The sequence below is a fragment of the Stenotrophomonas sp. GL_101 genome (assembly GCF_057835675.1).
Genome location: NZ_CM174432.1, coordinates 996,880 through 1,014,216, shown reverse-complemented (window position 1 = coordinate 1,014,216; position 17,337 = coordinate 996,880). Strand labels below are relative to the sequence as shown.

Below are 17,337 nucleotides of genomic sequence, written 5' to 3'. Positions count from 1 at the left end.
AGGTAAAGGTCAGAAGGAAGAATGCAGGGCATGGCGCACCGCCACGATGCGCAGCAGGTCGTGTGCGCAGGCGCGCATGCTGTCGGTGGCATCGTCGGGCGGTGCGGGCAGCTGCGCTTGCGGCAATACGGCCGGGTGCAGCAGCGTGGCCAGTTCGAGCAACTGCTGGCGCAGCACGTAATCGTGGCGCAGAGGGTCGTCGCCAAAGCAGGCGCACAGGCTGGGCAGCAGGCGTTGTGAGTAGTGTTCGGTCAGCGTTTCACCGGGTGCGCATGCGCCCAGCACATCGCTGAGCACACCCTCGCCGGCCAGCGCCTGGAGCGTGCCGGGCCAATACGCTTCGCGCTGCTGTACCGGCAGCAGCGACAGCAGACGCGCGGTGTGTGCGTGCAGGCTGTGCTCGTCCAGCATCGCCGCGATCCAGTGCGGATGCGCAGCGTCCACGCGCTCCAGCCACGCGCGTTGCAGCGCGCCGTCCCAATCGGTGCCGCGGGCAAAGGCCAACAGCTGCACCGGGGTCATCGCCATGTGCTCGCTCCACCAGGCCAGGGGCACTTGGCGCGCCAGCTGGTACAGCCACCAGGCGCGCTCGCCCAGTGCATCGTGCTGCGGGCGCTTGGGCTCGATACCCGCCTCACTCCAGTCCGGGTCTGCCAGCTGCGGCGCGTCGCATTCCCACGTCGTCCGGCGCAGCAGGCCGGCGCGTCTGGTCAAGTGCTGCTGCATCCATTGGATGACGCGCTGGGCATGCGCCGAGGCAGGCAACCGCGCCAACAATGGCCCGGCCAGCGCGCGCACCTCGCGGCTGCGGTCCTTGAGCAGGGCCTGCAGCAGCGGCGCGTCTGCGGCGTCCAGGTGCTCGGCCAGAGTTGCGACAAAATCTACCCGCTCGCGCGCCGACAGTGTCTTGAGGGTGTCCTGCAGATGTTCACGCGCCAGCGCGGGATCGCTGCGGCGGGTCTGTGCAAACCAGGCCAGGCGTGCTTCGTGGCTGGCGTCGTCCCATGACAGGGCCAAGTCCGGTGCCGCTGCCGGTACCTCCACAGCGCTGACCGCATCGCCCTGGGCGAACGCCCACGCCGGGTTGCAGCCGGCCAGCCAGCGCCCGCGTGCGCCCAGTACCGGCAGCAAGCGCACGCGCAACGCCACGCTGCGCGCGCCGGCATCCAGCGCCTGCGGCAGCACCGCGTGCGGCAACGTCCGTTGCTGCGCGGCGAGCCGCAGACAGGCCTCATGCCGCAGCCGCAGCTCGTGTCCCTGGGTGGACACACTGCGCGCAAACACGCTGGCGAGCAGCGGCGTCCACGTGTGGGTGTCGCCCAGCACCTGCGCGTCCTGCGCGGCCGGCGCCGGCAGCGCGGCTGCGTCGGCCGGCGCGAGGCGTACCGCGGCCAGCCCACAGGCGGCAATGGCGCCCACGCTGCGGCTGTAGGCCAGTGCCGCATCGTCGCCCTGCCCGATCTGCTGCAGCAGCGCGCCCAGCGCGCCGTCAGCGGCGATCCGTTGCGGGCGGTCGATGCCCAGCAGTGCCGGTTTCAACCAGACCTCACTCATGCATCGCTCCTGTGCCAGTACTGCCCGTGCGCGGTCCACGCCGACAACGGCAGCAACGTGTAGCCGTCCCACTCCCCCATCACGCACAGCGCATGCCCGCCGGCAAAGGCCATCAGTGCCCAGCCGTTGTCGGCATCCAGTTGCAGTGGCAGGCAACCGGCATCGGTATGCAGCTGCCAGGCGCCGTCGGCGCAGTGCACGCGTGCCTGCGGCAGGCACAACGGCACCTGTGGCAGCCAGGGGTTGCCCGCCAGCCGGGCCGAAGCCTGGTCGATGGCGCTGGTGCTGTCCAGCAACGCCGCCGTGGGGGCATCGGTGCGCGCCACCGCGGTCGGCGCCAGCGCACGCAGCGGCACCGTGCCAGGGTAAAAGTGCAGCGTGGCGTCGAGCACCTGGTTGCCGGGCCAGCTGCGCTCCCAGCCGCGCCCGCCGTGCGCGTAGTCCTGCAGCAGCGCCGGACGCTGGCTGTCCAGCCCCTGCAGCCAGACACGGCGTTCGGTCAGCCGCCCGGGCAGTTCGACCACGCATTGGCCGAGCACGTACCAGCGGTCGGTGAGAGTTTCACCGCTGGCCAGCACTTCGTCCTTGTCCAGCGGCCAGCCCAGTGCTGCACGCAGATCGGCCACGCGTGCCGGCGACAGCGTGGCACGCTGGTGCACAGCGTGGTTGAGCAGTTGCAGCAGCCCCAGCCGCTCGCCCATGTCGGGCAGCCCGGCCAGGCCCTGCTGTTCGGCCGCCATCGCCAGCTGCACCTGGCCGGCCAGTGCCGGCGCCTGCGCATCGACCATGCGCGCGGCCATTTTCATCGCATCCTCGCGCTGGCTGGCGCCCAGGTTGGCCAGACCATGGCGGAAGGTGTCGGCGATCCAGCGTTCCAGTTCGGCGCAGCCCTGTGCGATGCGTTTCCAACGCGCGGCTTCGCGCTTGGCGGCGGCAGCGGCCACGGCGGCAGCGGCTTCCGGTGCTACGCCTGCGCTGGGGGCAGCATCTTCGCTGGCAGGTGATTGACGCGCGGCACGCTCGCGGCGGCCGCGCAGCCATTCGTCCACCCAGCCGGGCCGCGGTTGCGGCAGCGGTGCAAAGCGGGGGTTGCCCTGGGCGTACAGCAGCAGCAGCGCCAGGCCGTGTTTACAGGGAAATTTCCGGCTGGGGCAGGAGCAGCGGCTGACCAGCGCGGACAGGTCGACCTGGGCCTGGTAGGGCTTGGCGCCGCTGCCCTGGCACTCGCCCCACACCGCCTCCGCGTCGCTGCCCAGCAGCCCCCATTTGCCATCCGTTGCCAACCCACCGGCTGCCTTGCTTGAAGCGGCATCCGGCGCCAGCGCGAGCACCTGCTCGCGGGTGAGACGCACATCCATATCCGTTCCCGGGGCGTTGCTTGCCTGGGCGGGATGATAGCGAAGCTTGACGGTGCTGGCAGAACTGCGCGGCAAACTTCTGCGCTACCGCCGTTCTGCCGGGCTCGACGCGTACAGCAGCTTGGCGTTTTCGGCCGGGCAGGCGCACGTGCAGCACGTCGCGCGACCGAAAAGCGCTTTGTGCTTCTCCTGTAGACGGATGACAGACGCAAAAAAGCCCCCGTTTCCGGAGGCTTTTTTGACTGAATCATGGTGGGCGGTACAAGGTTCGAACTTGTGACCCTTGCCGTGTGAAGGCAATGCTCTACCGCTGAGCTAACCGCCCGATACTGCTGAGCCGCTCATTATAGGGCGGCAGATTTCCCCGTCAACGGGTCTGCGTTAATTTCTTCACATCGTATGGGTCGGCTTGTCCGAGGTGAGGATGCCGGCCAGCAGGGTCTCGATCTTGTTGCGTACGTTCTCGCCTTCCACTCCATCGGCCAGCTGCACGCCGATGCCGGCGGCGCGGTTGCCCTGGGCGCCGGCCGGGGTCACCCAGATCACCTTGCCGGCGACCGGCAGGCGCTCGCTGGAGTCCGGCAGGGTCAGCAGCAGGAACACTTCGTCGCCGAGGAAGTAGCGCTTGGGGGTGGGGACGAAGACGCCGCCGTTCTTCACGAACGGCATGTACGCGCTGTACAGCGCGGCCTTGTCCTTGACCGCCAGCGACAGGATGCCCTGGCGGGCGTTGGTGGCACTCATGCTCTATTCCCCTTTGCTTGCCGCTCGTTGACCCTGTTCCAGGCCAACAACAATTCCACCACCGCAAGATCGGCGCGCACCGTGGTGCGCAGCAGGTCGCGGGTACGGTTGGCGGCGTCGAACCACGCCGCCAGCTTGTGCAATCGGTCAGGATCGGTCAAGCCACCGCCGGTGGCCTGGGCCAATGCCAGGTCGGCGGCGTGGCGCAGGCGCAGGGCGGCGTGCTCGTCGCCTGCCCAGCGCTGGGCCAGCTCCACCGCGCCGGCGCGGCCGGCGACCAGCGCCTCCAGGTCGGTCGCCACCTGCCGACGCAGCGCCAGGCCATCCTCGCGCAGCCATTGGTCGGCCAGGCCGGGGTGGCCGCGGGCGGCATCCAGGGCTTCGCGGGCGCTGGCTTCGCTGTGGCCCTGGGCCTGCAGCCACGCCAGCGCTTCCTCACGCGGCGGCAGCTTGAACTCCAGCCGCTGGCAGCGGCTGCGCACGGTCGCCGGCAGGCGCGCCGGGTCGCTGCTGAGCAGCCACAGGTAGCGGCCGGGCTGGGGTTCTTCCAGGGTCTTGAGCAGGGCGTTGCAGGCCGCGCGGTTGATCGCATCGGCCGGATCCACGATCACCACCTGGGCGATCCCGTACTGCGGGGTCAGCGACAGCTTCTGCGAGATCTCGCGGATCTGCTCGATCACGATCTCGGTGCGCAGCTTGTCGCCGGACTTGTTCGGGATGAACGAGATCCGCTGCAGGTCCGGGTGGGTGCCGGCGGCGATCAGCTGCGCGCTGCGCTGGGCGGCGGCAGGCTCACCCCGGCACAGGATGTACTGGGCCATGCGCAGCGCGACGGCGCGCTTGCCCAGCCCGGCCGGTCCGCAGATCAGCAGGCCGTGGCCGAGGCGGTCGGCATCCAGCGCGGCCACGGTCTGGTCATAGGCGCGTTGTTGCCAGGGGGAAAAGGTCTCGCTCATGTCAGGCCTCCAGCCGCCAGGCATCCACTGCGGCCACCACCGCGGCGGCCACGCCGGCCGGGTCCTGGCTGGCGTCGATCAGACGGAAACGGCGGGGATCTTCGCTGGCGCGCTGGCGGAACACCGCGCGCACCCGCTGGAAGAAGTCGTCCTTCTCGGCCTCGATGCGGTCCGGCCACAGGTCGCGGCCATTGGCGCGGGCGCGGCCGATGGCCACGTCCACGTCCAGCAGCAGGGTCAGCCCGGGCAGCAGGCCCACGGCGCGGCGCTCCAGATCCGCAATCCAGGCCGGGTCCAGGCCGCGGCCACCGCCCTGGTAGGCGTAGCTGGAATCGGTGAACCGGTCGCTGATGACATAGCTGCCACGGCGCAGCGCCGGCTCGATCACCTGGCGCACGTGCTGGGCGCGGGCGGCGAACACCAGCAGCAGCTCGGCCTCGGCCGACAGCGGCTCGGCGGCGATCTCGGCATCGGGGGTCAGCACCAGCGCCCGGATGCGCTCGGCCAGCGGCGTGCCGCCTGGCTCGCGGGTCAGCAACACCTCATGGCCACGCGCGTGCAGCGCATCGCGCAGGGCGTTGATGGCGGTGGTCTTGCCCGCGCCCTCGCCGCCCTCCAGGCTGACCAGACGCGGGTGGCGCAGCAGTGCAGTGGTCATTGCCTGCCCGCCTCGCTGCGCTGCTGGCGCAACTGCTGCAGGTACCGTGCGACCGCCGCGTTGTGCTCGGTGTAGCTGGCCGAGAACACATGCGCGCCGCTGCCATCGCCCACCGCGACGAAATACAGCGCGTTGCCGTCGGCCGGCTGCGCGGTGGCATGCAGCGCATCGCGGCCGGGCATGGCGATCGGGGTCGGGGTGAGGCCGGCGCGGGTATAGGTGTTGTAGGGCGTGTCGGTGGTCAGGTCACGCTTGCGGATGTTGCCGTCGTAGCTGCTGCCGATGCCGTAGATCACGGTGGGGTCGGTCTGCAGGCGCATGCCCATGTTCAAGCGCCGCACGAACACACCGGCAATCTGCGGGCGCTCGCTCGGCAACGCGGTTTCCTTCTCGATGATCGAGGCCAGGATCAACAGCTCGTACGGCGAATTCAGCGGCAGGTTGTCGGCGCGGCTGTCCCAGGCGAGGGTGAGCTCCTTTTCCATCGCCGCATGCGCGCGCTTGAGCACGTCCATGTCGCTGTCACCGCGCTGATAGACGTAGGTCTCGGGCAGGAAGCGGCCTTCCGGATGCTCGCCGGGCAAGCCCAGCGCCTTCATCAACGCAGCATCGTCGAGGGTGTCGGTGGTGTGTAGCAGCGGGTCGGCGCGCTTGAGCGCGGCACGCAGCTGGCGCAGGTTCCACCCTTCCACGATCGTGACCCGGTGCTGCAGTACCCGGCCCTGGCGCATGCGGGTCAGCAGTTCGCGTGGGGTCAGGCGATCGTCCAGCGCGTATTCGCCCACCTTGAGCTTGCCGGCGGCGTCCAGCTGGCGCGCCAGCAGCTGCCATTGCGTGTTGCTGCCTTCGTCCACGCCGGCGGCGCGCAGCTTGCCCAGCACCGTGTTCAGGCCGTCTCCGGAGGCGATCACCATGCTCGGCTGGTCGGGGGTCAGCGGCGCATCGGCAAAGCCGCTCTGGCCGTGCCAGAACCACGCGCCCGCCGCGGCCAGCAGCAGTACGCCCAACAGCAGCACCGCCAGCACGGCCAGACATCCCCGTTTCGCACCCGCCATGGTCACCTCGAATCGATTTCGCCGCCGCGCAGCATACCGCGCGGGTGCTGCACCCGGCCAAACGGATCAATCATGCCGGCCCAGCGCACGCATCAGGCCGCGCGCCTTGGCCCGGGTTTCATCCAGCTCCTTGTCCGGGTCCGAATCGACCACGATGCCGGCACCGGTGCGGAAGGTGGCGCGGTCCGCGGCCACTTCGGCGGTACGGATCAGGATGTTCAGGTCCAGGTCGCCATCCCGGTTCAGCCAGCCGAACGCGCCGGTGTAGGCGCCACGCGCGGTCTGTTCCAGCTCGGCGATGATCTGCATGCAGCGCACCTTGGGGCAGCCGGTGATGGTGCCGCCCGGGAAGGTGGCGGCGATCACCTGGCCGGGAGTGACGCCAGTGCGCAGGCGCCCGCGCACGTTGCTGACGATGTGGTGCACGTGGGCGTAGCTTTCCACGCTCATCAGCTCGTCCACCTCGACGCTGCCGGGGCTGCAGATCCGGCCCAGGTCATTGCGCTCCAGGTCGATCAGCATCACGTGCTCGGCGCGCTCCTTGGGATGGCCGACCAGTTCCTGGATGCGCGCGGCATCGTCGTCGCCGGCAAACCGCGGGCGGGTGCCGGCGATCGGCCGGGTCTGCACGTCATCGCCATGCACCGACACCAACCGCTCCGGCGAGGAACTCACCACCGCCCTGCCCTGCGCCATGAACAGGCCGGCGAAGGGGGCCGGATTGGCCACGCGCAGCTGGGCATACAGCGCCTGCGGGGAAAGCGTGTCGGCGAACTGCGCGTCCCAGCGGCGCGACAGGTTCACCTGGAACACATCACCGGCACGCAGGTAGTCGATCACCGTGCCGACGCCGTCTGTGAAGCGCGCCGGGGCGTCTTCGTCGACCTCGCCGGGTGGCTGCCAGGCCGGCAGCGGCGGCAGCCCGGCGGCGGCGTCCAGGTCAGTCTGCAGGACCTGCAGCAGCCCCTCCTGGCCGATCTCGCAGACGGCGTGGTACTGGCCGAGCACGCAGTCGTGCAGCACCGCAGCGGGGCAGCGCAGGGCCAGCGCCGACGGCAGGCCATCGGCGCGCGCGGGAAGCTGCAGGATGCTCTCGATCTGCCCGGCCAGCTCGTAGTCGAGCATCAGCGCCCAACCACCGCGGAACGGCAGTTGGGTCTCTTCGCGCGGTTGCCGCAGCGCCGCCCAGTGCGCATCGAGCACATCGAGGAAACGGCCGGGGTGAACACGGCCATCGGCGTCGCGCACCACGCCATCGGCATGCAACGCCAGCGACTGGCCGTCGGCCATCAGCAGCAGGTCCCAGCGGCCCTGCGCGGTGCCCGACGCGGTGGACTCCATCAGCAGCGGATAGCGCGAGGGAGCCAACCGCTGCAGCGCAAGCAGGTCGGTGGTGGCGGGCAGCGGAAGGATCTGGAGCATGGCAGGAGACCGTAGGAGTGCGGAGCCAGATACACCAAGGCCGCCAAGATGGCGGCCCGGGTGCGGTTGCAGCAGCGGTCCCATCAGACCCGCTTGAACACCAGCGTGCCGTTGGTGCCGCCAAAGCCGAAGCCGTTGGACATCACCACGTCGACCTTGGCCTGGCGTGCTTCATTGGGCACGTAGTCCAGGTCGCAGCCTTCGCCCGGCTGCTGCAGGTTGATGGTCGGCGGAATCACGTTGTCCTGCAGCGCCATCACCGAGAAAATGGCCTCCACGCCGCCGGCAGCGCCGAGCAGGTGGCCGGTCATCGACTTGGTGGAACTGACCATCAATTTGTAGGCGTGCTCGCCAAAGGCCGCCTTCATCGCCATGGTCTCGCCGAGATCGCCCAGCGGCGTGGAGGTGCCATGCGCGTTGAGGTACCCGACCTGCTCCGGGGCGACGCCGGCGTCCTTCATGGCCATCACCATGCAGCGGGCGGCACCTTCGCCATTCTCGCTCGGGGCGGTCATGTGGTACGCATCGCTGCTGGCGCCGAAACCGGCGAGCTCGCAATAAATCTTCGCGCCACGCGCCTTGGCGTGCTCGTACTCTTCCAGGATCAGGATGCCGGCGCCGTCACCCAGCACGAAGCCGTCGCGGTCCTTGTCCCACGGACGCGACGCCTGCTCAGGCGCATCGTTGCGGGTGGACATGGCCTTCATCGCGCAGAAGCCGCCCAGCGCGGTCGGCGAGGAGCCCCGCTCGGCACCACCGGCCACCATCACGTCGGCATCGCCGTACTGGATCATGCGCATCGCGGTGCCGATCGAATGGTTCGACGTCGCGCAGGCCGACACGGCCGAGAACGACGGCCCCTTCAGGCCGGTGATGATGCTCAGCTGCCCGGGCAGCATGTTGATGATGGTCTTGGGCACGTAGAAGGGCGAGATCTTCTTGCCTTCGTGGAACTCGATGGTCTGCTCTTCGATACCGAGCAGGCCGCCGATGCCGGCGCCAACGATGGCGCCAATGCGGTCGGCGTTGGCGTCGGTGATGTCCAGGCCCGCGTCGTGCAGGGCCATGAACGCGGCACCGAGGCCGTAATGAATGAAGGGGTCCATCTTGCGGGCATCCTTGCCGCTGACCCGGAACTTGCCGAACAACGCGTTGTCGGCGGTGATGTCGAATCCTTTGACCTCACCTGCGATCTTGGTGGTGAAACGATCGAGATACGCATCGGAAACGTTGGTCAGCGGACCGATGCCCGAGCGACCGTGGGTGATGCCTTCCCAGCTGCTGGCCAGATCATTGCCCAACGGCGAGACGATGCCCAGGCCGGTTACGACGACGCGACGCTTCATTGCTGATTCTCCTGACCCGAACGTTCTCAACGGGTAACTCGTTCTACTTCGGTGTGATGCTTAAACACACAGGGCCGCAACTGCGGCCCCATGGGGTGCGGTGCGCGGCAAGCGGGAAGCCCGCACGCGCACTGCCGTCTGACATCAAGCCTTGACGTGGGCAGTGATGTAGTCGACCGCTGCCTGGACGGTGCTGATCTTTTCGGCTTCTTCGTCCGGGATCTCGCACTCGAACTCTTCTTCCAGCGCCATCACCAGTTCAACGGTGTCCAGCGAGTCAGCGCCCAGGTCATCGACGAACGATGCGCTGTTGGTGACTTCTTCTTCCTTGACGCCAAGCTGTTCGACGACGATTTTCTTGACGCGTTCTTCGATGGTGCTCATTGGATATCGCTCCAGATGGAGTAGTGGTTCAAAAATGACGCCATCCGGTGATGGATGGCCGTGGGATAGTGTAGTGGAAACCACCGATACCTTGCATCGCTGCAAAACATCTTGCGGATCAACCACTTGCGGCGCAGTCCTTGCGCCACATGCTTACGGCATGTACATGCCGCCGTTCACATGGAGGGTTTCGCCGGTGATGTAGCTGGCCGAGGGACCGGCCAGGAACGCCACCGCGTTGGCGATATCGGTCGGTTCGCCCAGGCGCTCCAGGGCAATCGTCTTGACCAGACCGGTGCGCTGTTCTTCCGGCAGCGCCTTGGTCATGTCGGTGTCGATGAAGCCAGGAGCGACCACGTTGACGGTGATGCCGCGCGAGCCGATTTCCTTGGCCAGCGACTTGGAGAAGGCAATGATGCCGGCCTTGGCGGCGGCATAGTTGGCCTGGCCGGCATTGCCCGTCACCCCGATCACCGAGGCGATGTTGATGATGCGCCCCTTGCGGGCCTTCATCATGCCGCGGATGACCGCCTTGGAGGTGCGGAACACGCTGGTCAGGTTGGTGTCGAGGATGGCCTGCCAGTCCTCGTCCTTCATGCGCAGCAGCAGGTTGTCGCGGGTGATGCCGGCGTTGTTGACCAGGATGGAGATGGCACCAAATTCCTTGGCGATGCCGTCCAGCACGGCGTCGAGCGCAGCCGGGTCGGTGACGTTCAGCGCGCGGCCGTGGCCACCCGCTGCCGCCAGCCGCTCGCCGATGGCGGCGGCGCCGGCATCGGTGGTGGCGGTGCCGATCACGGTCGCGCCCTGCGCGGCCAGTGTGTCGGCGATGGCGGCGCCGATGCCACGGCTGGCGCCGGTCACCAGTGCGATTTCACCCTGAAGGGGCTTGCTCATCTGTAATTCCTCGAACGGGACTGGTCCGTGCGCCGGGCTTGCGGCCGTGACGCGACGGAGCCGGTCGAAAGATCAGGCGGCCCAGGTTTCGCGGGCTGCCTCGAAATCGGCGGGCGTGGACAGTGTGCGCGCGTCCAGCGATTTGTCGATGCGCTTGATCAATCCGGTCAGTACCTTGCCCGGGCCGCATTCGGCGACACGGGTGACGCCACGGGCGGCCAGCGCCTGCACGCAGCCGGTCCACTGCACGGGCAGGTACAGCTGCTGGACCAGGGCCTGGGCGATCGCACCGACACCCTCATGGATGCGGGCGTCGACGTTCTGCACCACCGGCAGCGCCGGCGCGCGCCAATCCAGGCCGGCCATGGTTTCGGCCAGGCGGTTGGCGGCTTCGCGCATCAGCGGGGTGTGCGAGGGTACGCTGACGGCGAGCTTCACGGCCTTGCGCACGCCCTTTTCGGCGAGCAGCGCCAAGGCGCGATCCACTGCGGCGGCATCGCCACCGATGACGATCTGGCCGGGCGAGTTGTAATTTGCCGGGACGACGACCTGGCTGCCGGCCGCCTGTTCACAGACCTCCAGCACCAGCGCATCGTCGGCGCCGAGCACGGCGGCCATGGCGCCGACGCCGGTCGGTGCGGCTTCCTGCATCAGCTGGCCACGCAGGCGCACCAGGTGGGCGCCGTCATGCAGGGTCAGGGCACCGGCGGCGACCAGGGCGGTGTACTCGCCGAGGCTGTGGCCTGCCAGCACGGCCGGCTTGGCCCCGCCAACGGCAGTCCAGACGCGCCAGACGCCGATGCTGGCGGCCAGCAGGGCCGGCTGGGTGTATTCGGTGCGGTTGAGCATTTCCTCGGGGCCACCCTGCGAGAGCGCCCAGAGGTCGACGCCGGCGCCGTCGGAAGCCTCGGTGAAGGCGTCGCGGACCTGCCGGTGCAGTTCGGCCAGTTCAGCCAGCATGCCCAGCGACTGCGAGCCCTGGCCGGGGAACACGAAAGCGAGATTGGAATCGGTCACGCGGTCATCCGCCTGCAAAAATCGAACGGCGAATGATAAGGGGGAACACCGCCCTTCGTCTGTACTGGGGAGTATGTGGGGGCCGTTTTTGGAGCGCGAGCAACGGCCAAAACAGCGGTTCAATGCTACGGAGAGGGCTGGGGCGGGCGGGTATGCGGGGCACGCTGCAAGTACGTCCATGTAAGCTCCGTCGGCGCATCCATGCGCCTCAGGGCCCCGCATACCCACCCGCCCCAGCCCTGACAGACATGGTCGCCGGGCACAGGCGATCAACGGCGGAGCAACGGCCGTCTTTGGGATGGAGGAGGTGCCGAGCAGAGCTCGGCACTACACCCCACCTCTCACGGGTGGGGATGCTGTGGCCTTGGCACAGCGAACGCTGTGTGTACGGGGGTTTGATTGCCCATGCTCGCCGGCCAACTATCGGGGGTCGGCGTGGGTGGGTTGGCGGGACCGTTGGGCGCCATGGATGGCGCCCACGAGCCTCCAGGGATGGATTTACGGCGTGTCCCGCCAACCCACCCACGCCGACCCGGCACATCCCAAGCGAGCAGTAACGCTCTGGCTCTACGCTCTTAAAGCTCTGGCTTCAAAAAGAGCCCCACCCGATCAAACCAACAACTGCAGGATGTCGAGGTCGCCGTCGGAGAAGAAGTCGACGCAGATCACCGCCAGCATCAGCATGCCCAGCGTCGTCGCCCCGTGCACCACCAGGATCGCGTGGGCCAGCGCCCGCGCCGAACGGCCCATTTTCAGGCTCGCCCGGGCCAGCCCCTGCAGCCGCCCTGATACCGCGTGCGCGTGCGCCAGCACCGGCGCCTCGGCCCCATCCATCGCCGCCGCCATCAGCGCCTGCAAACGCTTCGGGCGCTTCTCGTAATACTTGGCCACCCCATACCCGAACAGCAGCCAATCGCGCGCCTGCGCCTGTGCAAGGCCATCACTTCCAACGGGTCTTCTTCGAAATCGATGAAACCCACGTTGCTGCCATCCCAGGTCAGGTTGCGCGGCAACGGCTGGCCGAAATAGGCCCCGTTGCGGTGCGCCTCGGCGATGGCCTGCATCGCCGCCGACACCAGCCGGTCACGCCCGGCCTCGTCCGCCTCGCGCAGGCACACATTGAACGAACTGCCGTTGTCCTCCAGCACCAGCGCCGCGTGGCCACTGCCGATCACATGCGGCACGTTCACCCCCTGCGCCTGCAGCTCGCCCAGACGGCGCGCCTCGGTTTCCCGCGCCGCATCACCGCCCCGGTGCGGCGGCGGGCGCAGCGCATCGAGCTGGAAGCGGTTCGCGACGAAATTGAGCAGGCCCAGCGCGACCGCGCGGCTACCTTCACCGTACTGCTTCAGCCAGGCGCGCTGCCCCTCGATGACGATGGGCTCAACCATGACAGATCTCCTGAAATGCAAACGGCCCCAAATGGGGCCGTAACGACAGCGTCACGTTGTCGTAACTTGCACTATCAATAGCGCAGCAGGGCCGAACCCCACGTGAAGCCACCCCCGAACGCCTCCAGCAGCAACAGCTGCCCGCGCTCGACACGACCGGAACGTACCGCGACGTCCAGCGCCATCGGCACCGAGGCCGACGAGGTGTTGCCGTGCCTGTCCACCGTCACCACCACCTGCTCCATAGACAGGTCCAGGCGCTTGGCGGTGGCTTCGATGATGCGCAGGTTGGCCTGGTGCGGGATCAGCCAGTCGAGATCGGCCTTGGTCAGCGCATTGGCTTCCAGGGTTTCATCCACCACCGAATCCAGCGCCTTGACCGCATACTTGAAGACGTCGTTGCCCTTCATCAGGATCGCGCCGCGCGCGTTCTCGCCCTCGCCGAAGCCCGCAGACACGCCGACCGGATTCCACAGCAGCTCTTTCTTGCTGCCATCCGAATGCAGGTGGGTGCTGAGAATGCCGGTGTCTTCGTCGGCCTTGAGCACGACCGCGCCGGCACCGTCGCCGAACAGCACGCAGGTGGTGCGTTCTTTCCAGTCGACAATGCGGGTCAGGGTTTCCGCACCGATCACCAGCACATGGCGGGCATCACCGGAACGGATGAATTTGTCAGCCACGCTCAGCGCGAACACAAAGCCCGAACAGGCCGCGTTGACGTCGAAAGCGGGGCAACCGCTCGCACCGAGCTTGGCCTGGATCAGGCACGCGGTGGAGGGAAAGATCAGATCGGGCGTGGTCGTACCCACCACGATCATGTCCAGCTGCGACGCATCGATACCGGCCGCTTCCAGCGCGCGTACCGCGGCGTGGTAGCCGAGGTCGCTGGTGGTCTCACCTTCGGCTGCAATGTGCCGCTCACGAATACCCGTGCGCGACTGGATCCACTCATCGGTGGTGTCGACCATTTTCTCCAGATCCTGGTTGGTCAACACTTTTTCGGGCAAATAGCTACCAGTGCCCGCGATCCTCGAGTAGATCCGCTTGCTCATTGCATGTCCTGTAGCACGGCCATCAACACTGACAGCCGGGAAGAAAAAGGCAAAGGCCGCTGCCCGACCGGGCAGCGGCCTTCACGAATCAATCTTCTTCGACGGCCGAATTCGACTTGGTCGCAATCACCTTCTTGCCGCGGTAGAAACCGTCAGCGGTGATGTGGTGACGCAGGTGCACTTCGCCGGTGGTCGGGTCGGTGGACAGCTGCTTTGCGCTCAGGGCGTCATGCGCACGGCGCATACCGCGGCGGGACGGGGTGACACGGGATTTCTGCACAGCCATGGGATTGCTCCAAACTCGGTTCGTTTTGCTTCGTCGTATCGTCGCGCAGGACGCCAGCGCCCAGCACAGTCTTCGCTTTCGCCGCAGCCGCCGACGACAATCCGGCTGCTATTGTTTTTTCAGCGCCGCCAACGCCGCGAACGGGTTGGCCTTGTTCATTTCTTCTTCGGTCGGTGCCCAGTCCTGGCCCACCGCCTCGCCATCGGGAGACAACGGCACGGCGGGCACGGCCAGGACCAGCTCGTCCTCGACCAGTTCCAGCGGTCGCAGCATGCCGTCTTCAGGCACAAGCCACGGCTCGTACCCTTCCGGCAACGAGGATTCATCCTCTTCGCTGCGGATCAGGCCGAGCCGCTGCACCAGCGAGACCGGCAACAGGAATCGCTGCAGGCTGCGCTGACAGATCAGCGGCAGCTCGGTGTCGATGGACAGTTCAACATAGGATACCCGCAGGATGTCGTCGTGCGCGAATTCCAGTGAATAGCTGCACTGGCCTTCGGTATCGGCAACAAGCCCTTGCAGGCGGGTCAATTCAGCCAGGCTGACGTGACCGTCGAAGCGCCTTCGCGCTGCGACCATCCGCCAAGCATCCAGCATTTCGGGTACGTTTGCGGACATAAGCCGCTGAATGTTAAGGATCGTCTGCCCGGCTGTCAAATCCAACCGTAACAGCGCTTGCTGCCCCCGCCGCCGGAGGCCAGACTTGCCCTCCCCCAGCACCGGTATTGTCGCATGTCCCCGCTACTGCTTGCCTCCACTTCCCGCTACCGCCGCGAGCTGCTGGAACGGCTGGGGCTGGCCCTGGCCTGCGCGGCACCGGCCGTGGACGAGACCCCGCGCCCGGGCGAGGCCCCGCGCGCGCTGGCGGTGCGGCTGGCCGGGGCGAAGGCGGCCGAGGTGGCCGCGCGCCACCCCGGGCAGTGGGTGATCGGCTCGGACCAGGTCGCCGAGCTGAACGGCGCCCCGCTGGGCAAGCCGGGCACGGTGGCCGGCGCGCAGGCCCAGCTGGCCGCGATGTCCGGCCAGACGGTCGCCTTCCACACGGCGGTCAGCCTGCACGGCGGTCAGCCTGCGATGCGATGAGCGGGTGCTGGAGGCCTGCGATCTCACCCAGGTCCACTTCCGGGTGCTCGATGCCGGGGCGATCGCGCGCTACGTTGCTGCCGAACAGCCGCTGGACTGTGCCGGCAGCTTCAAATGCGAAGGGCTGGGCATCACCTTGTTCGACGCCATCGACAACCACGACCCCACCGCGCTGGTCGGTCTGCCACTGATCGCGGTCAGCCGGTTGCTGCGCCAGGCCGGCTACACGCTGCCCTGAGCGCATTCAACGCTCGGGCACCACCAGCAACTGCTCCTGCCAGGGCTCCACGCTGCCATCGCGGCCATGCAGGCGCAGGCCCAGCCAGTGCCGCCCCGGCGCCAGCGCGCGCGTATCGATGCGCGCATCGAAGCCCACGTTGGGGTGCTGCGGGTCGTTGGAGAGGGTCCAGAAACTGGTGATGTCGTAGCTGCGGCCATACGCAGCCTCGGCCACCGCCTTGCCATCCAGCAGCACCTCCACCCGCGACAGCCCTACCCCGTCCTTGAACGCCCATCCGCGCACCTCGACGATACCGTCGGCACGCGTGGCCGGCTGCGGCGTATCGATCCATGCCATCGCCGGGGTCACGCACGGGCCCTCGACACGCTCGGCCGGCAGCCTGAACAGCAGGAAGCGCTGGAAACCATGGTCGTTGCTGACCACCCGCGGCGGCGGCAACGGCCCCACCTGCGCGCAGATGTCGTGATACCGCTGCAGCAGGTCGCGGTAGCGCTGGTCGCTGGGCGACAGCACCAGCAACATCGGCGCGCGGCGCTGGCCGTCATGCAGCAATCCCCACAGCCCCAGCTGTGCGCTGCGGCCATGCTTGTCATTGAGCGGGTGCGGCAGCACCTGGATCGACGGATCGCGCAACTGGAAGCCCAGCTCCGCCCCCACCTTGAAGTTGCCGGCCAGCACCTGCGCCCCGGCCGGCATGCCCGCCAGTTCTTCGCGCACCGCCGCCGCCAGCGGCTCCCAGCCGGCGAAGTTGCGCGGGTAGTACTTGTCACCGGCCAGCTGCTCGCGCAGCGCCGGCGTGGAGGCCATCAGGTAGTAGCCGAAGGCCAACGCCAACCCGGTTCCGGCCAGCCACCAACCGGTGCGGCGCAGCCAGCGCGGCCAGCCGTTGAGCACCACCGGTACCGCCACCAGCAGTGCCAGGTAGCCCGGCAGCGGCCAATGGAAGCTGATCCGCTCGACGTCGGTGAAAAAGCCCAACCCGAAGATCGCCACGGTGGAGACCGCACCGACCAATCCGAAGTAACGCCACTGCGCGCGGGCACCGCCGCCGGAGCGCGTTCCGGCCAGTGCCACCTTCCACATCGCCAGGCACAGGATGGGGGTGACCAGCATCGGCTGGATCACCAGGAACCACAGCCCGGTCCATTCAAACCGCCACGGGTGGCGCTCGACCACCTGGAATTTCAGCCCCGCGTCATGGTTGTCGGCATTCCACGCCAGCAGCGGCAACCAGGCCAGTACGCCGACCGCCAGCGCCACCCACACGCGCGGATCGCGCAGCATGCGCCGGCCCTGCGGCAGCAGCAGCAGCGCGACGAAACCCACCACGATCACGCCGATGAAGCGGTAGTGGCTGAGCGCGCCGATCATCAGGCCCAGCGCCAGCTTCACCGCCGAGCCGGCATCGACGCTGCGCAGCAGGCGGGCGCCGGCATCCAGGCACAGCACCGCGGCCAGCGCCATCGGCACGTCCGGCACCGCCAGGATGCCCAGCGTGCCCGACAGCGGCATCAACAGGGTCAGGCTGCCGGCCTGCCAGCCCGCAACCGCGCCAAACCAGCGCGTGGCGATACGTGACACCAGCCACGGCAGGGCGGCACCGATGGCCAGGAACGGCAGCCGCTGCGCCAGCACATGCGCGCCGCCCACCTCCACCCCCAACCGGGACAGCCATGCGGTCAGCCCGGGCAGGTCCGAGTAGGCGGCCGCCAGGTGCTGGCCTTCCTGCCAGTAGAAGGCTTCGTCCACGAACAGCGGCAGACGCGCGGCAATCACCAGCTTCACCGCGGTGATCAGCGTCCACAGCATCAGGAAAATTGTGCGTGCGCGTTGTTCGCCCTGCATTGCTCTATAGAATCGAAGGAATCATCGACACGAGACGGACATGGAAAA

The 17,337-nt window shown here is 67.9% G+C and carries 15 protein-coding genes, 1 tRNA gene and 2 pseudogenes; 1 reads left to right on the top strand and 17 read right to left on the bottom strand.

Annotated features, from left to right (window positions below):
* Positions 1 to 9 precede the first annotated feature (9 nt).
* The 16 genes and pseudogenes from AC3IR9_RS04670 to AC3IR9_RS04595 form a co-directional block, all read right to left on the bottom strand.
* On the bottom strand, positions 10 to 1,554 hold the full coding sequence (locus AC3IR9_RS04670) for a DUF5691 domain-containing protein (protein WP_489294330.1): 1,545 nt from the start codon (positions 1,552 to 1,554) through the stop codon (positions 10 to 12).
* On the bottom strand, positions 1,551 to 2,912 hold the full coding sequence (locus AC3IR9_RS04665; RefSeq protein ID WP_489294329.1) for an SWIM zinc finger family protein: 1,362 nt from the start codon (positions 2,910 to 2,912) through the stop codon (positions 1,551 to 1,553). The genes AC3IR9_RS04670 and AC3IR9_RS04665 overlap by 4 nt, the downstream gene beginning before the upstream one ends.
* 250 nt (positions 2,913 to 3,162) lie before the next feature.
* A tRNA-Val gene (locus AC3IR9_RS04660) sits at positions 3,163 to 3,237 on the bottom strand.
* A 65-nt stretch (positions 3,238 to 3,302) separates the two neighbouring features.
* A complete protein-coding gene (locus AC3IR9_RS04655) occupies positions 3,303 to 3,656 on the bottom strand; it encodes a PilZ domain-containing protein (RefSeq protein WP_489294328.1) in 354 nt (117 codons plus the stop codon).
* Positions 3,653 to 4,612 carry a DNA polymerase III subunit delta' gene (locus AC3IR9_RS04650; protein ID WP_489294327.1) on the bottom strand — a complete coding sequence of 320 codons (960 nt, stop codon included), beginning with the start codon at positions 4,610 to 4,612 and terminating at the stop codon, positions 3,653 to 3,655. The genes AC3IR9_RS04655 and AC3IR9_RS04650 overlap by 4 nt, the downstream gene beginning before the upstream one ends.
* Position 4,613: 1 nt before the next feature.
* Positions 4,614 to 5,270, bottom strand: coding sequence for a dTMP kinase (tmk, locus tag AC3IR9_RS04645; protein WP_489294325.1), 657 nt, complete (start codon positions 5,268 to 5,270; stop codon positions 4,614 to 4,616).
* Positions 5,267 to 6,325, bottom strand: coding sequence for an endolytic transglycosylase MltG (gene mltG, locus AC3IR9_RS04640; protein ID WP_489294324.1), 1,059 nt, complete (start codon positions 6,323 to 6,325; stop codon positions 5,267 to 5,269). The genes tmk and mltG overlap by 4 nt, the downstream gene beginning before the upstream one ends.
* 66 nt (positions 6,326 to 6,391) lie before the next feature.
* On the bottom strand, positions 6,392 to 7,747 hold the full coding sequence (locus AC3IR9_RS04635; RefSeq protein ID WP_489294322.1) for an aminodeoxychorismate synthase component I: 1,356 nt from the start codon (positions 7,745 to 7,747) through the stop codon (positions 6,392 to 6,394).
* Positions 7,748 to 7,830: 83 nt separating this feature from the next.
* Entirely contained in the window at positions 7,831 to 9,093 is a 1,263-nt protein-coding gene (gene fabF / locus AC3IR9_RS04630) for a beta-ketoacyl-ACP synthase II (protein ID WP_489294320.1), read from the bottom strand.
* A 144-nt stretch (positions 9,094 to 9,237) separates the two neighbouring features.
* Positions 9,238 to 9,477 carry an acyl carrier protein gene (acpP, locus tag AC3IR9_RS04625; protein WP_489294319.1) on the bottom strand — a complete coding sequence of 80 codons (240 nt, stop codon included), beginning with the start codon at positions 9,475 to 9,477 and terminating at the stop codon, positions 9,238 to 9,240.
* A 153-nt stretch (positions 9,478 to 9,630) separates the two neighbouring features.
* The gene (gene fabG / locus AC3IR9_RS04620) at positions 9,631 to 10,374 is read right to left on the bottom strand and encodes a 3-oxoacyl-ACP reductase FabG (RefSeq protein ID WP_489294317.1); all 744 of its coding nucleotides are present in this window, start codon (positions 10,372 to 10,374) and stop codon (positions 9,631 to 9,633) included.
* 72 nt (positions 10,375 to 10,446) lie between these two features.
* On the bottom strand, positions 10,447 to 11,391 hold the full coding sequence (fabD, locus tag AC3IR9_RS04615; RefSeq protein WP_489294316.1) for an ACP S-malonyltransferase: 945 nt from the start codon (positions 11,389 to 11,391) through the stop codon (positions 10,447 to 10,449).
* 609 nt (positions 11,392 to 12,000) lie between these two features.
* Positions 12,001 to 12,782: pseudogene (locus AC3IR9_RS04610) on the bottom strand (BUD32 family EKC/KEOPS complex subunit).
* A gap of 74 nt (positions 12,783 to 12,856) precedes the next feature.
* Positions 12,857 to 13,834: a beta-ketoacyl-ACP synthase III gene (locus AC3IR9_RS04605; protein ID WP_489294314.1), complete on the bottom strand. Its 978-nt coding sequence runs from the start codon at positions 13,832 to 13,834 to the stop codon at positions 12,857 to 12,859.
* Between the two features lie 88 nt (positions 13,835 to 13,922).
* Positions 13,923 to 14,120, bottom strand: a complete 198-nt coding sequence (rpmF, locus tag AC3IR9_RS04600) for a 50S ribosomal protein L32 (protein ID WP_038690090.1) — start codon at positions 14,118 to 14,120, stop codon at positions 13,923 to 13,925.
* A gap of 108 nt (positions 14,121 to 14,228) precedes the next feature.
* Positions 14,229 to 14,738, bottom strand: coding sequence for a YceD family protein (locus AC3IR9_RS04595; RefSeq protein ID WP_489295705.1), 510 nt, complete (start codon positions 14,736 to 14,738; stop codon positions 14,229 to 14,231).
* A gap of 114 nt (positions 14,739 to 14,852) precedes the next feature.
* Here AC3IR9_RS04595 and AC3IR9_RS04590 point away from each other — a divergent pair.
* Positions 14,853 to 15,441, top strand: a pseudogene (locus tag AC3IR9_RS04590) (Maf family protein).
* Between the two features lie 6 nt (positions 15,442 to 15,447).
* Here AC3IR9_RS04590 and AC3IR9_RS04585 read toward each other — a convergent pair.
* Positions 15,448 to 17,289 carry an ArnT family glycosyltransferase gene (locus AC3IR9_RS04585; protein WP_489294313.1) on the bottom strand — a complete coding sequence of 614 codons (1,842 nt, stop codon included), beginning with the start codon at positions 17,287 to 17,289 and terminating at the stop codon, positions 15,448 to 15,450.
* Positions 17,290 to 17,337 lie beyond the last annotated feature (48 nt).